Genomic DNA, 14,849 nt, shown 5'->3' on the forward strand with positions numbered 1-14,849 from the left:
ACACCTACTTTCTATTACATATTATATAGTTCCTAGCTTCAACCGTTTTCTCATAAATTAAATCCCCTCGTTTTATTACTATTTCTATAGTCTTATCAAAAGATAGTAACAAAGCTTCATCTAAGTTTATACTTGTAGCCTCTCTAAGTTCGTCCACACCCTGAAAATTTCTATTAGGCTCAATATAATCAGCTAAATATATGATTTTTTCAATGAGATTCATGTCCTTTTTACCCGTGGTGTGATATTTTATAGCATTTAATATCTCTTTGTCCTGAACTCCCATGATGTCTCTGGCTATAATAGCTCCAGCTGCTCCATGAAGCAATTTAGGATTAGCCCTCAAAACATAATCAATGTCCATCCCAGCTTTTGTACAAATGTCTAATATTTCTTTTTTATCCATCTCTTTTGCACAATCATGTATAAGTCCTGCTATTCTTGAACTTTCTATATTCCCAGAATACATTTTAGCTAATTTTTCTGCTGTATCCCTTACCGCTAAACTGTGATTATATCTTCCTTCACTTAAATTTTCTTTTATGTACAACCTCATTTGTTCTTCATTCCACACAAAAAACACTCCTCTATCTATATAAATTTAAAATATTTATATCTTCTTCTACAGAACATGGTATTAGATAGGATACATTTTTTTTATTTTTTATTCTCTCCCTAATATATGAAGACGATATATCCATTTGAGGTAAATTTATCAAGTATATTTTTTTGTTATATTTATTTTCTATAGCGTCTTTTTGCTTGCAAACCTTTTCTTCACTATAACCTGGTCTTAAAAACACTACAAATCTACATAAGTCTAAGATACATGCTACATTTATCCATTTATCTAAATCTATAAGACAATCTACTCCACAAATAAAATACCATTCAGTATCAGGTTCTATTTTTCTTAGATGTTTAAGTGTTTCATATGTGTAACTAAAACCATCTTTCAAAACTTCATAATCATTTATTTCAAAATTTTTCTCATTTGCTATAGCTTTTTTTACCATGTTATATCTTACTAATGCATCAGTTACGTTCTTATAGTCTTTATGTGGTGGATTACCTGTTGGTATAAATACTATTTTATCCAAATTCAGCTTGTCAAAAGCTTCATATGCTATGTGTAAGTGTCCATTATGAAAAGGATCAAATGTTCCACCTATTATGCCTTTTTTCACTTTGTCCCTCCTATAAATCATTAAATTAAACAATATCTTTAGTTAAAATTATACACATATTATACCACATTTAAACAATTTATATATGTAAATATATGTATTTCAAATATAATCTTGAAAAAATAATCAGATGAAGCAAATGCCCATCTGATTAAAATTATCTATTGTGGTAATTCTATTTTTGAATTTTTCTTTGATTTTCTGTACAATACAAATTTTTTACCTATTGCCTGCACACCATCACATTTTACTTTTTCACATATATAGTCACTTGCTTCTCTAGCAGTGTATTCACTATTATCAAGAACTGATAACTTGATTAACTCTCTTGCTTCAAGAGCATCCTCTACTTGTTTTAAAAATGCATCTTCAATTCCATTTTTTCCAACTTGAAATATAGGAACCATTGTACTAGCAAGTCCTCTAAGATAACTTCTTTGTTTACTATTTATCATTTCTTCACCTCTATAATAAAAATTCAAATTCAAAGTTTTTAAGTCTAACTATGTCATTATCGTGTATTCCTTTAGCAACAAGTGCGTTTATTACGCCCTTATTTCTAAGTACTTTATGAAAGTACATCAATGACTCAGGATCATTGACATTAACACTATCAAGAAGTCTGTCAACAAATGATCCCTCTACGATATATACATTTCCTTCTTGCCTTATATCATAAATAAATTTCTTTTCTTCTGGAACAAATTTTTCTTCTTCCTTAATTTCAAGATCAAAAATTGGTATCTGTGAAAGTTGTCTTGCAGCTTCCTTAAGTAACTCATCCACCCCTTGTGTTGTGGCTGCTGAAATTTTAAATACATGCTTATATCCCATTTCATTTACCTTAGCTTTAAAGGTTTCAAAAGCATCATCATCAAAACACATATCACTTTTATTGGCTGCTACAATTTGAGGTCTATCCCAAAGTTTGATATCATATTTTTTTAGTTCTTCATTTATTTTAACAAAATCTTCAATTGGATCTCTTCCTTCACTTCCTGATATATCAACTACGTGAATTAAGAGTCTTGTTCTCTCAACATGCCTTAAAAACTGTATTCCAAGTCCTACCCCTTCTGCTGCTCCTTCTATTATTCCAGGAATGTCTGCCATAACAAAAGCTTGTATTCCAGGCAAACTTACAACCCCTAAATTGGGTTTTATTGTTGTAAAGTGATAATTTGCAATTTTAGGTCTTGCTTTAGATACTACTGATAACAATGTTGATTTACCAACGTTAGGGAATCCAACAAGTCCCACATCTGCCAAAAGCTTCAACTCTAGAGTTATCCATATTTCTTCACCAGGCATTCCAGGTTCAGCAAAATTAGGTGCCTGTCTTGTAGGTGTACAGAATTTTACATTTCCTTTTCCGCCTTTTCCACCTTTAGCGATGATAAATTTATCTCCTAAATGGGATAAGTCTACTACTATTTTATTTGTCTCAGCATCCCTTACCACAGTACCAACTGGAACTTTTATATATAAGTCTTCTCCATCTTTTCCATAACACTTTGATCCAGAACCGCCTACTCCAGCTTCTGCAACATATTTTCTTTTATAAGTAAAGTCTAAAAGAGTGGTCATATTTGGGTCTGTTACTAATATAACGTTTCCGCCGTCTCCACCATCTCCACCATCCGGTCCACCTAATGGCACATATTTTTCTCTTCTAAATGAAACAGAACCATTTCCACCGTCTCCAGACTTAATAAATATCTTGGCTGTATCTATAAACATATTTTTCTCCTTTTTCTACATTTATTTATATATGCACACTCTTTAATTGTTATTTTCAAATCCAATTATATATTATTTACGAAACACAAAGGTTTTAATCTAATTCTAAAATTTATTTTCTGTTTTAAAAAAGCACCCTTAAAAGGGTGCTCCAAAATTATTCAGCTATACTATCCTCAATAACTACAGGATAAACACTTGCTCTTTTTTTGTCTCTTCCAACTCTTTCGTATTTAACTACTCCATCAACTTTAGCAAAAAGAGTATCATCTGATCCTTTTCCTACATTAGCACCTGGATGAATCTTTGTTCCTCTTTGTCTAACTAATATGTTTCCAGCAAGTACAAATTCTCCATCTGCACTTTTAACGCCAAGTCTTTTTGATTCACTGTCTCTACCGTTTCTTGAGCTACCTACTCCTTTTTTATGAGCAAATAACTGAAGGTTCATTTTTAGCATTTCACTGCACCTCCTCTACTTCTAATTTTATATAGTCTCCGTAACTATCTTCTATGCATTTTATTCCTAAAAGCATGGTTTCCATTAATACTTGACATCTCTTGATTTGTTCTCTTGTTTGATTATCCAAATTTAAATCTACATAACCATCATGTTCACTAATCTTAGCATTAACTTTTACTACTTCAGTAATCCCATTAGCAAATGTAATACATAAAGCAGAAATTGCACTGCATACAATGTCATAACCTTCATAATCATACTCAGCATGACCATTTATATTAAAAGAAACTAAATAATTATCTTTTTTTTTAAAAATAACATTTATCATAATTATGCTTCTATTTTCTCAATTACAAGTTTAGTATAAGGTTGTCTGTGACCTTGTTTTCTTCTGTAGTCTTTTTTACGTTTGTATTTAAATACTATAACCTTTTTAGCTTTTCCTTGTTCTGCTACTTTAGCAAGAACTTTAGCTCCTTCAACTACAGGTTTTCCTATAACTAATCCATCTTCTTTACCAACGGCAAGAACCTCAGATAGTTCAACATTTGAATCAACTTCAGCTTCAAGTTTTTCAACGAATATTACGTCTCCCTCTGAAACTTTGTATTGTTTTCCTCCAGTAAGTACAACTGCGTACATTAAAAACACCTCCTCATTCCAGTCTCGCCAACTCAGGTACACGAAATCAATCTTTCATGTTTCAACAAAACCCTATGTGTGCGGTCTACAAATGACAGTTTAGCACATATAACCTCTTTTGTAAAGAAATTTATACTTATAATTTGTAATTCTTTAATTCATCAATTTGACTTTGGAACAATATCGGTTCAACTTTAACAGCATTTACATTTTTTACGTATTTAATGTAAATATCACTTTGTTTCCCATTGATATCATCCACAAATTCTCCTATATTTTTTAATACTTCTTCTCTATAGTTTTCGCATATTTCTATGTATATTTTATAAATGTTATTTTCTGTATTAATTCTAATTACACTATTTCTAATTAAATGTTTTAAATAAGAGAATTTAAGTATTTTTCCTTTTCCATTACAATGTTCACAGTTTTCTTCTATTGATTCTAGTATAGATTTTCCTCTTCTTCGTCTTGCAATTTGGATAAGATTAAGTTCCGTAAATGGATATATTATTGTCTTGTTCTTATCGTCTTTAAATCCATTTTCTAAAGTATGTACTATCTTTGCTTTTGCTTTTTTGTCCTCAATATCAATAAAGTCAATAACAATTATTCCACTTAAATTTCTTAGTTTTACCTGTCTTGCAATTTCTTTTGCTGCTTCCACATTTGTTATTTCAGCAGTTTTTTCTATACTTATTCCTTTAATATTTTTTCCTGAGTTTACATCTATAACGTACATGGCTTCAGTTTTGTCAATGACTATGGAGCCACCACAAGGCAAGGCAACATTTTTTTTCCTTAATGCCAATATTTCTCTTTCTATTCCATAGAACTGCATAATAGGTATATTGCCATCATAAAATTCTACTTTCGTTTTTATGTCCTGTTTGTCACTAAAATAATCTGTTATAAACGAAAGGTCTTCCTTGTTATTTACTACAACTAATTCTGTATTATCATTTATGTTATCTCTTAAAATTTTTCCTAAAACCCCACCTGGATTAAAAATAAGCTGAGGTCTATTTGTAAAAGTACTCTTTTTCAAAATATCCCTGTAGATATCATACAATCTTTTTATCTCTTCATTTATTTCACTTATAGGAACTTTTTCAGCATTTGTTCTTATCATGATTCCAACATCAGAAGGTTTTTTTATGCCTATAATAAATTTTTCTATTGAAGCACTTTCAGTTATTTTTTTAGAAATATTAATATCATTATTCAAAGTTTCTATTACTGAATATCTGCCTGGAATAGTTATATTATTATTTACTTTTGGTCCCTTACTGCCCATACCCTCTTTTATTATTTCAACTAGTAGCTCTTGCCCTTTTTTTACATGTAAGTTTTTAAGTCTAGAATCCATATACATGTAAGCATTTTTCCCAGTTCCGATATCTACAAATGCGCACTTTATTCCTGGCACAATGTTTTTTACAATTCCTTTATAAATTTGTCCTGGATATGCTGTTAACTGTTCTTCTTCAATATAACATTCAGAAAGTTTTTCATTTTCCGTTATACATATCCTTAGTATATCCTTTTGTCGTTCAATAAATACTCTCTTCAAATTCAGCACCTCTAGGCCTTAATTTAGAAATTTCTATGCAAATATTTTAAAGTATTCACATAAAGGTAACATTTTATTACCTACCATCCCATATATTTCTTTTCTCTTTATATCAGTAAATGCTACTTCATCTACATTACTTGTATGTAGCTTAATGTATTTAGAAAGCAGTTCTGCTGATAGGTTTTCTCTACTTCCACAGGAAACTAGCACTTCAATAAATAGTAATTTATCTTGTACCTCAAACTTAAAATCTTTTATCATTGGTTTAATATTTACTTCTTTTTCTCCATTTTTCGTCTTTTTTACTATGTTCCATTCATTTTCTTTTAACAAATTCAAAACTTGTAATTCTAAATCATCAGTGCTTTCATATTTAATTTTAATTTCATAACTTGCCATATCCGTAGCAGCCATAGATTGTGGGATTTTCTTTCCATCCTTATCATATGGTTCTTTTATAGCCACTACTTCTAATATTTCTAAGTTTTTTGTAGAACTACTATTAAATCTATCTATTATATCTTTACTATCAACTTCCTCTTTAAAATCAATATCTAAATATTCACTATCTGAATACATTCCAACAGAAAGTGGTTGTGCAATTGAAAGCTTCATATGAGGATTAAATCCGTTTGAATAATCCACTGGAAGCTGGGCCCTCTTAAAAGTCCTTTGCACCGCTCTCATGATATCTAGATGGGCTACAAACTTTATATCAGAACCCTTTTTAAATTTCATTAAATAACGCACCTTCAAAACACTTCCCTTCTTTAAAGCTAACGTTAGCTCCACAATTTTTACAGCCAAGTCTGCAATCTGGTGTTACAGCCGCTATTTTAGCATTTTCATTTTCTCTTATTAAATATTCCTTATTAATCCCAATGTCAATGAAATCCCAAGGTAAAACTTCATCATAACTTCTCTCTCTATAAGCATAGAAATCGCCATCTACATTACATTCTTCCATTGCTTCCATCCATGTATTATAGTTAAAGTACTCTGACCAGCCATCCAATTTAGCTCCTTTTTCAAAAGCTCTTACAAGAACATCACAAACTCTTCTGTCACCTCTTGCAAAAACTGCCTCAAGATAACTAACTGGAGTCTCATGCCAGTTATAAGTTATCTTTCTATCCATAACTTTTCTAAGCTCTCCAATTTTTTCCCTTACAGAAGGCATTTTATCCATTGGTGACCATTGGAATGGTGTAAATGGTTTTGGAACAAAAATAGAAGTACTAGCAGTAACCTTTAGTCCCTTTTTTCTTTCAGGTTTTGGAATTTTATAATATTCATCAACTACTTTTCTTGATAAATATGCTATTTCTTTTACGTCATCAATGGTCTCATATGGAAGTCCAATCATAAAATACAATTTAATTGTTGACCAACCTGCTTTAAATGCGCTTCCCGCAGAGTCCATTAAGTTTTGTTCAGTTACACCTTTATTTATTACATCCCTCATTCTTTGAGATCCTGCCTCTGGTGCAAATGTAAGTCCAGTTTTTCTTACTTTTTGTATTTCTTTAATTAAATCCACTGAAAAAGAATCTATTCTAAGAGATGGAAGTGACACTCCTATATTTTTTTCTTTATACTTATCCACCAAAGAAAAAACAAGATTTTGTATATCCGAATAATCACAAATACTTAATGAAGTAAGTGACAGTTCTTCATATCCTGTATTTTTTATAATTTCATCTGCTAACTGTATCAATTTTTCTGTTTTCTTTTCTCTTACTGGTCTATATACCATGCCTGCCTGGCAAAATCTGCAACCTCTTGTACATCCTCTAAATGTTTCAAGCATTATTCTATCATGTACTATTTCATTGTAAGGAACTATTATTTTATCAGGGTATTCTACCTCATTAAAATTAGTGATTATTCTTTTCTTTACCTTCTTAGGTACATCATCAAATTTAGGTTTGAATTCTTTTATAGTTCCATCTTCGTTATAAATAACATCATAAAGGCTAGGCACATATGTACCTTCTATTTTTGCTGCTGCTCTTAAAAACTCGCTTTTACTTCTGCCTTTATATTTCTTATATAAATCTAACACCTCATTTAAATGTTCTTCGCCTTCACCAAGAGAAAATATATCTGCTATATCATGTAGTGGTTCTGGATTATATGCACATGGGCCTCCACATAATATTATTGGATCAGCTTCACTTCTTTTTGATGCTCTAACTTCAATTTGAGACATATTAAGCATATTCAATATATTGGTATAACTCATTTCATATTGAAGAGTAAACGCAACAAAATCGAATTCACTTAGTGAATCCTTAGTTTCAAGTGTATAAAGAGGTATTTCATTTTCTCTCATAAGTTTTTCCATATCAGGCCAAGGCGCAAAAGCTCTTTCACAATATGTATCTTCCCTTTTGTTTAAAACATGATACAATATCTTCATTCCAAGATGAGACATTCCTACTTCATAGACATCTGGAAAACAAAATGCAAACCTAATATCAACTTCATTTTTGTCTTTTTGAATGCTATTAATTTCTCCACCCACATAACGTGCTGGTTTTTCTACTCTATATAAAATATCATCAGTTATTTTTTTCAAATTTTTATCCTCCTACTGGACTATTCATTTTTATATTCTAACATAATGATGTATAAAATCAACCAATTCCTGAATTTTTGGACTTTATATATTCATCTAAAGATATATTTCCATAGTTTTTTAGACCATCTATAACCTCACTTTCATATATAATGTCAACAACTTTTAAATCATCATCTAACACAATAAAAAGATTATATCTATTTTTTTCTACAAGACTAAGTGCCTTTAAAAGCCCCTCCCTCCAGTATATAGACAGGCTCTTATTTTCAATATATCCTTTTTTCATAAATTTAAATTTTTTCTTTATAATATCACTCATAATTATATAAGCAACCCTCTCTTTCTCCTTTTTTGAATATATAATTATATAAAATGCAATAATTCCAAAAGTAAAATTAATATGTCCCTTAAAAAAGCAAAATAAATAATATAAAATAAATAGTCCACCAATACTCATGCTTACAATAATTGTAATAATATTTGCCCTTCTGTATACCGTCCGTGAGGATATTATTGCTCTTAATATTCTTCCACCATCTAAAGGTAATGCTGGAAGTAGATTAAATATCCCAATGCATAAGTTTGTAAAAAATAATGTTTCTATAAATCCATTCCTGTAATTTATATTTAATGCGTAAAAAATAACTGCCAGCACTAAATTCATAATTGGTCCTAACAGTGATATTATTATTTCTTCTTTTACCGAAGCACCCTCAATGCCTGTAAGATTAAGTGAAGCTCCAAAGGGTAATATTTTTATTTTTCCACCTCTATATCCAAAAATATAAGCAGTGAAATAATGAGTGTATTCATGCAAAATGACAATTACAAAAGCTATCAAATAATTGTCATTAAAGCTAAAAGCTACTATCAATAAAATATATGTTAGTATAAGTTTACAAATATTAATCAAGAAATCACTCCATCTAATTTTTTAAATATTCTGTAGGATTTAGATTTTCTCCCATATATATTAATTGAAAGTATAAACCTCCTGTTTTATCTTTACTGCTGTTTCCGGATTTTCCTATAACATCATTTTTATTTACCTTTTCTCCCATTTTTACATCTATTAAATTTAAATTACTATATTTTGTTTCAATTCCACTACCATGATCTATAACAATATACTTACCATCTTCTTTATTTTCACCAGCACTCTCAACAATTCCGGAATATACAGCTTTTATATCTGTATTTATTGGCACTTTAAATTGCAACCCATTATCCAGTTCTGTTTTTGTCAAACTACCTGCTACTGGTACTGCAAATTCTTGATTTATTTCTTGCTTTATTGTTTTACTCCCTGTAAATTTTGCTCTTTCGTTATCAATTAAGTTAACAATTTTATTCTCCATATCATTAAAATTCTCTTTTTTAACATACTTACTAACATTACTTAAATTTATATTACTCCCATAACTTATAAGAGACTTTATATCATAATTTTCATTAATAGTATATTTAGCAAAATTATATACTGCCTTGGTCTGTGGAGTCACATACACCTTACATGTGAATATTATGGTGAACAATAATAAGGTTCCTAAAAGTTGAATCCTAATTATGCGAAAAAATTTATCTTTATTAAAGTAGTTTTTCTGTTTTTGTCCATAGATATTTCCTCTATTATTTATTCTGCTTGATAGAGAATTATAATAATTTTCATATTGACTATTGTAGTTTCCCATTGTATCCTCCTATAATTATTTCATACAATATCATATATATTAAAATTATTATTTATTATGACAAATATAAAAAAATAAAAGAAATGCAAAAATGCATTTCTTTTATCTTTTTGCCTTCATTCTTTTAATAGGAATGTTAGCTACTAGTGCTGGTGATGATCCCTCTTCTGCTGCTACCTTAGTAAACTTAACTTCAACATCTGAATTATCTACCTCTACATACTTTGCTATTACATTCATTATTTCTCCTTTTATCATATCCAAAAGTTCTGGGGATAAGTCAGCTCTATCATGAATCAAAATTAATTTTAATCTTTCATTAGCCACTTCTTTTGAAGATGGTTTTCTTGAAAACAAACTAAGTAAATCCATTTTATCCCCTCCTTATCTCTTTCTAAATAAATTCATAATAGCTGAAACAATACCTGTAGACTCATGTTCTTCTAATGATTCGAACGGTACATCTTCCCCTGTTATTCTCTTAGCAATATCCCTAAATGCATTTCCTGCCTTAGAACTTTGATTAAGAACAATAGGTTCCCCTCTATTTGTTGATATTGTAATGTCTCTATCGTTAGGTACAACTCCTATAAGCTTAATTGCAAGATTATCGATTACATCTTCAATACCAAGCATGTCCCCTCTTTTAACCATATCCATATCTATTCTGTTTACAACCAATTTATGGTTATCTAATCCTTTTGAGTCAAGTTTTCCAATTACTCTGTCTGCATCTCTTACAGAAGTAACTTCAGGATTTACAACAATTATAGCTCTATCTGCACCAACTACTGCATTTTCAAATCCTTGCTCAATTCCTGCTGGACAATCAATAATTACATAATCATAATCATTTTTTAACTCATTAACAACCTCAAGCATCTGCTTAGTACTTATATCGTTTTTATCCCTAGTCTGAGCTGTTGGTAATAAAAATAAGTTTTCATATCTTTTGTCTTTTATAAGTGCTTGTTTTAATCTACAATTTTCTTCAATTACATCTAGCAGTGTAAATACTATCCTATTTTCAAGTCCCATTAAAACATCCAAATTTCTAAGTCCAGTATCTCCATCTACAACAACTACCTTTTTTCCCATAGCTGCAAGTGCGGTACCAATATTGGCTGTAGTTGTAGTTTTACCAACTCCACCTTTTCCAGATGTTATTACAATCGCTTCTCCCATAAAATTAACCTCCATTAATAAAATTCATTAGGTGAATAGTAATATATACGAAGATATCAAAAATATCTTTAACAATCTAATTAATACAACGTCTATTTATCATTATACCAAATATAGTAAATACATACCAGTAATTTAAGCTTAATAAAACTTATTAGGTGAATATGGCTCTACAATTATAATTTTCCCTTTAATTTTAGCTACTTCAGGATAACTTGGTTTTTCATCATTTTCTGGTGCCTTTGTAATAGTTCCCGCTATTTGAAGTACATTTGGTTCAAGCCTGAAAGCAGCAATTATTGCTTTGTCATTTCCATTTGATCCGGCATGAGCAGCACCTTTAAGAATTCCTAATACAATTATATTACCTGCAGCGACTACTTCAGAGCCCGGATTTACATCTCCTATTATGACTATATTTCCAGGGTAATTTACTATTTGTCCACTTCTAACCGTTTTTCTAATAAATTTTGTTCTTCCTTCATATATTCCAGAAAAAGTTTTATTAGATTTTTCATCAACATCTTCAAATATACAATCTTTTATAAGAAACTCCTGGAATAAAATGTCCTTTAATTTTCTTAATTCTCTCTCACTTACTAGCTTAAGCTGTATAGTTATTTTTATTGTAGCACCTTTGTAAAACCTTTTGCCCCTAGAGAGCTTTTCCTTCAATATCTGAAGCATTTCAATAAAATCTTTAAACCTATTCATATCAATTACTACATTTAAACCGTCTTTATTTCCTCTTAAAACAATCTTGTCTTCACCCATATTAACCCTCCAAAGGTCATAACATTCAATTTATATAATTCAACACATACAATAAAAATCCTTTTTTTTATAAATATTTTAATTTTATTTTACAAACTTTATCTTTTCATCAAAATAAGAGAGTGTACTTATCATAAATATATTTATGGCAAGTACACTCTTAAATTAATTTTCAGGTTTAGTATTTAAATCAATGTCAAAGTTATAATTATATTTTTTTTGAAGTTCATCTTTAAAATATCCTTCATATATTCCCTTTGCAACTTTAGCTGCCTCAACACCTGCTCCACCATCAAAAATAGCTACTGACACTGCTATTTGAGGGTCGTCCTTAGGCGCATACCCAACATAAATTCCATAGTCTGATCTTCCTTCTTGATACTGTAAATCAGCATTAAATTGTGCTGTACCTGTTTTACCTCCTGTTTGAAGTGGAAAGCCAACAAATGCCTGTGCTGCTGTACCTTGCTGCGTAACATCATTCATTCCTTGCATAACTAAATTTCTTGTTTTCTGACTTATTTGAACTTTATCAAGCACCTCTGGTTTTGTTTCATAAATAATTTTTCCTGTAGCATCAGTTATTTTACCAAGTAAATTAAGTTTATATCTTGTACCTCCATTTACAAGTGTAGATACATATCCAGCTAGCTGAAGTGGCGTAAATGTATCCATACCTTGGCCAATAGCTGCATGATAAACATTAAATCTACGGCTTAATTCCCAATTTCCACTAGCAATGGCTCTATCATTTATATCAGCTACAATGTTACTTAAATCCGTATCCGAAAAATTCTTTCCACTGTATTTAGGATCTGCTGCAATTAATTCCTTTAATAATTTTTTATAATTATTTACTGAAAAAGTTCCATTCCTAACAGAATCCGTTATATCATCTTTGATTTCTTTTTTTATTTCAGACAGTTTTTTATCTTTATAAACTATAATATCGTCACCATCTCTGTCATACAAATCTACTTGTTGCAACTTTATACCTTTTGAAGAAATTCCTGTGTTTAAATCTTGTTCTATGCTTAAAAGATATTGTGCTGACGATATTTTTTTTTGTGAAACTGTATTATATACTTGTCCAAAACTTTCAGATATTTCTATCCCTGTTCCCGGATTAGTTTCTTTAGGATCTGCACCTAATCCAAATCCCCATGCATATTGTGCTAAAATATCAAGATTGTTATTGTTTTTATCTAAAAGACGTTGTGCTGTATACATAAAAAATGGGTTACTTGATACTTGTAGAGCTCTCACTACGCTTAACTCACCATTTACGGCATCTGTAAATTTTTCAATTTTACCACCTATGTCAAATTGATTTTGGTCATTATAAGGAGTGTTTTCATCTATAGCTCCATTTTCTAAACCTGCTACTGCTGTTAATGGCTTAAATGTAGAACCCGGTGGTATAAGTGACATTGTAGCATAATTATATAATGGCTTAGGAAAATAATCATACCTATCTCTTCTTATTGTAGTATTTCCTTTAATGCTAGTGTCAATTGGAAATCTAAAATCAATAACACTTTGAGACATATTTTGGGCCTTTGCCATTTGTTCATAATCATCGTTAAAATATTTTTGTATTGTTGCATCTGTGAGTCCCTTTGGATTTGAAAAATCATTTGGATCAAATCCTGGTAAGCTTACAAGTGCTAAAACATTGCCTGTATGCACATCAACAACTACTGCTGCTCCTCTAGTTGCATTAGTTGTTGTTTGACCTCCAATACTACCTGTGCTTTGCAAATATGCCATCTCTTTTTTCAATGCCTGCTCTGCTGCATACTGCAAATTTACATCTATTGTAAGCTGAACATTGTTTCCTGGTGCTGCTTCTCTAGTGGCAAGTTCGTTTGTAACCCTACCTTGCTTATCAACTTGAACAACTTTTCCACCATTGTCACCTTTAAGTTTACTTTCAAGAGCTGCTTCAATTCCTGAAATACCTATATAATCGCTACTTGTATCATAACCCTTCTCTGAATATTTCTCCTCATCATCAGAATTTATCTTACTTATGTATCCAAGAACCGATGATGCAAGTTGACCATATGGATATTTCCTCATTGATTTATTGTCTACATTTATTCCTGGAAGTTCAAAAAGCCTTTGAGCAAATATAAGCGATGTGTTTTTACTAATATTGCTTGCTATATCAACTGGTTTATAACCTGAAAAACTATTCATTTTAATTCCATCTTTAATTAATAGATATCTTCTTATGTTTTCAGGCGTAGTTTGAACATTTATACTCTTAAGTCCTTTAATGATCCCATATTCTTTAATAAGCTCGTTATATATATATTCAGGTGTTAACTTTAATAACTTATCATTAAGTTTTGCCTTCTCACTATCTGTTAAATCCGCTTCTTTTTTACCTTTAAAATCTTTTTTCAAAATATTATCTTGGAACCCTCTATCTTTTAAAAATCTAAGTTGAAGTGTTTGTATCTCCGTAGCATCGCTTGTGCTAAATTCAAATCTATATGGATTTATCTTTAATTCAAAATTGTCATCTTGACTTTCTTTGTTTTCATCTAATATTTTAAATACTTTTTGTAGCGTTTGAAATAATGTTTTTTCACTTTCATCTGTATTTGTATAAGTAATATTGTAGCTTTGAACATCTGTAGCAAGGTCTACACCATTTTTATCCTTTATAAACCCTCTTGGGGCTTGTACCGTTATTAGTTTGTGAGACTTAGTGTTTGCACTATCACTATAATAGTCTCCTCGGCTAACTTGAAGATAATATAACTTAGCACCCAATACTGAAAATAATATAAGCATTATTAACAATAATACTGTATATCTATTTAATATTTTTTTACTCCATTTCACCCATTTGCCTCCTTTTTTATAGATAATATTCCATATTTTCTAATATACATCATATTTATAATATTTGCAATAAAGTGAAACTAACACTCAAATGGGGTTTTGGTTTTGATACAATCTGAGTGTTAAATGAAAAAGAGAGAATGTCTTTAAT

Annotated in this window: 16 protein-coding genes; all 16 read right to left on the minus strand. The window is 30.3% G+C overall.

Annotated features, from left to right (window positions below):
• Positions 1–4 precede the first annotated feature (4 nt).
• Positions 5–574 (minus strand): bis(5'-nucleosyl)-tetraphosphatase (symmetrical) YqeK, encoded by a 570-nt coding sequence (yqeK, locus tag B8978_RS03585; RefSeq protein ID WP_084113902.1) that lies wholly within the window; start codon positions 572–574, stop codon positions 5–7.
• Positions 575–587: 13 nt separating this feature from the next.
• Positions 588–1,208 carry a nicotinate-nucleotide adenylyltransferase gene (gene nadD / locus B8978_RS03590; RefSeq protein ID WP_084113903.1) on the minus strand — a complete coding sequence of 207 codons (621 nt, stop codon included), beginning with the start codon at positions 1,206–1,208 and terminating at the stop codon, positions 588–590.
• A 140-nt stretch (positions 1,209–1,348) separates the two neighbouring features.
• Positions 1,349–1,642, minus strand: coding sequence for a ribosome assembly RNA-binding protein YhbY (gene yhbY, locus B8978_RS03595; protein WP_084113904.1), 294 nt, complete (start codon positions 1,640–1,642; stop codon positions 1,349–1,351).
• Between the two features lie 10 nt (positions 1,643–1,652).
• Positions 1,653–2,927, minus strand: a complete 1,275-nt coding sequence (gene obgE, locus B8978_RS03600; protein ID WP_084113905.1) for a GTPase ObgE — start codon at positions 2,925–2,927, stop codon at positions 1,653–1,655.
• Between the two features lie 157 nt (positions 2,928–3,084).
• Positions 3,085–3,387 carry a 50S ribosomal protein L27 gene (gene rpmA, locus B8978_RS03605; protein WP_084113906.1) on the minus strand — a complete coding sequence of 101 codons (303 nt, stop codon included), beginning with the start codon at positions 3,385–3,387 and terminating at the stop codon, positions 3,085–3,087.
• Between the two features lies 1 nt (position 3,388).
• Positions 3,389–3,718 carry a ribosomal-processing cysteine protease Prp gene (locus B8978_RS03610; protein WP_084113907.1) on the minus strand — a complete coding sequence of 110 codons (330 nt, stop codon included), beginning with the start codon at positions 3,716–3,718 and terminating at the stop codon, positions 3,389–3,391.
• A gap of 2 nt (positions 3,719–3,720) precedes the next feature.
• Entirely contained in the window at positions 3,721–4,032 is a 312-nt protein-coding gene (rplU, locus tag B8978_RS03615) for a 50S ribosomal protein L21 (protein WP_084113908.1), read from the minus strand.
• A 136-nt stretch (positions 4,033–4,168) separates the two neighbouring features.
• Positions 4,169–5,614, minus strand: a complete 1,446-nt coding sequence (locus tag B8978_RS03620; RefSeq protein WP_242950470.1) for a ribonuclease E/G — start codon at positions 5,612–5,614, stop codon at positions 4,169–4,171.
• A 24-nt stretch (positions 5,615–5,638) separates the two neighbouring features.
• Complete coding sequence (locus tag B8978_RS03625) at positions 5,639–6,364, minus strand: TIGR03936 family radical SAM-associated protein (RefSeq protein WP_084113910.1); 726 nt, start codon at positions 6,362–6,364, stop codon at positions 5,639–5,641.
• Complete coding sequence (locus tag B8978_RS03630; RefSeq protein ID WP_084113911.1) at positions 6,336–8,189, minus strand: TIGR03960 family B12-binding radical SAM protein; 1,854 nt, start codon at positions 8,187–8,189, stop codon at positions 6,336–6,338. The genes B8978_RS03625 and B8978_RS03630 overlap by 29 nt, the downstream gene beginning before the upstream one ends.
• Before the next feature lie 58 nt (positions 8,190–8,247).
• Positions 8,248–9,105, minus strand: a complete 858-nt coding sequence (locus tag B8978_RS03635) for a M50 family metallopeptidase (protein WP_084113912.1) — start codon at positions 9,103–9,105, stop codon at positions 8,248–8,250.
• A 13-nt stretch (positions 9,106–9,118) separates the two neighbouring features.
• Positions 9,119–9,883: a M23 family metallopeptidase gene (locus B8978_RS03640; protein WP_084113913.1), complete on the minus strand. Its 765-nt coding sequence runs from the start codon at positions 9,881–9,883 to the stop codon at positions 9,119–9,121.
• A gap of 102 nt (positions 9,884–9,985) precedes the next feature.
• On the minus strand, positions 9,986–10,255 hold the full coding sequence (gene minE, locus B8978_RS03645) for a cell division topological specificity factor MinE (protein ID WP_084113914.1): 270 nt from the start codon (positions 10,253–10,255) through the stop codon (positions 9,986–9,988).
• A 12-nt stretch (positions 10,256–10,267) separates the two neighbouring features.
• Positions 10,268–11,068 (minus strand): septum site-determining protein MinD, encoded by an 801-nt coding sequence (gene minD / locus B8978_RS03650; protein ID WP_084113915.1) that lies wholly within the window; start codon positions 11,066–11,068, stop codon positions 10,268–10,270.
• 141 nt (positions 11,069–11,209) lie between these two features.
• Positions 11,210–11,842: a septum site-determining protein MinC gene (gene minC / locus B8978_RS03655; protein ID WP_084113916.1), complete on the minus strand. Its 633-nt coding sequence runs from the start codon at positions 11,840–11,842 to the stop codon at positions 11,210–11,212.
• A 165-nt stretch (positions 11,843–12,007) separates the two neighbouring features.
• On the minus strand, positions 12,008–14,698 hold the full coding sequence (locus B8978_RS03660) for a peptidoglycan D,D-transpeptidase FtsI family protein (protein WP_242950471.1): 2,691 nt from the start codon (positions 14,696–14,698) through the stop codon (positions 12,008–12,010).
• Between the last annotated feature and the right edge of the window lie 151 nt (positions 14,699–14,849).

The sequence above is a fragment of the Clostridium acidisoli DSM 12555 genome (assembly GCF_900176305.1).
In the GTDB taxonomy this organism is placed as follows: Bacteria; Bacillota; Clostridia; order Clostridiales; family Clostridiaceae; genus Clostridium_I; species Clostridium_I acidisoli.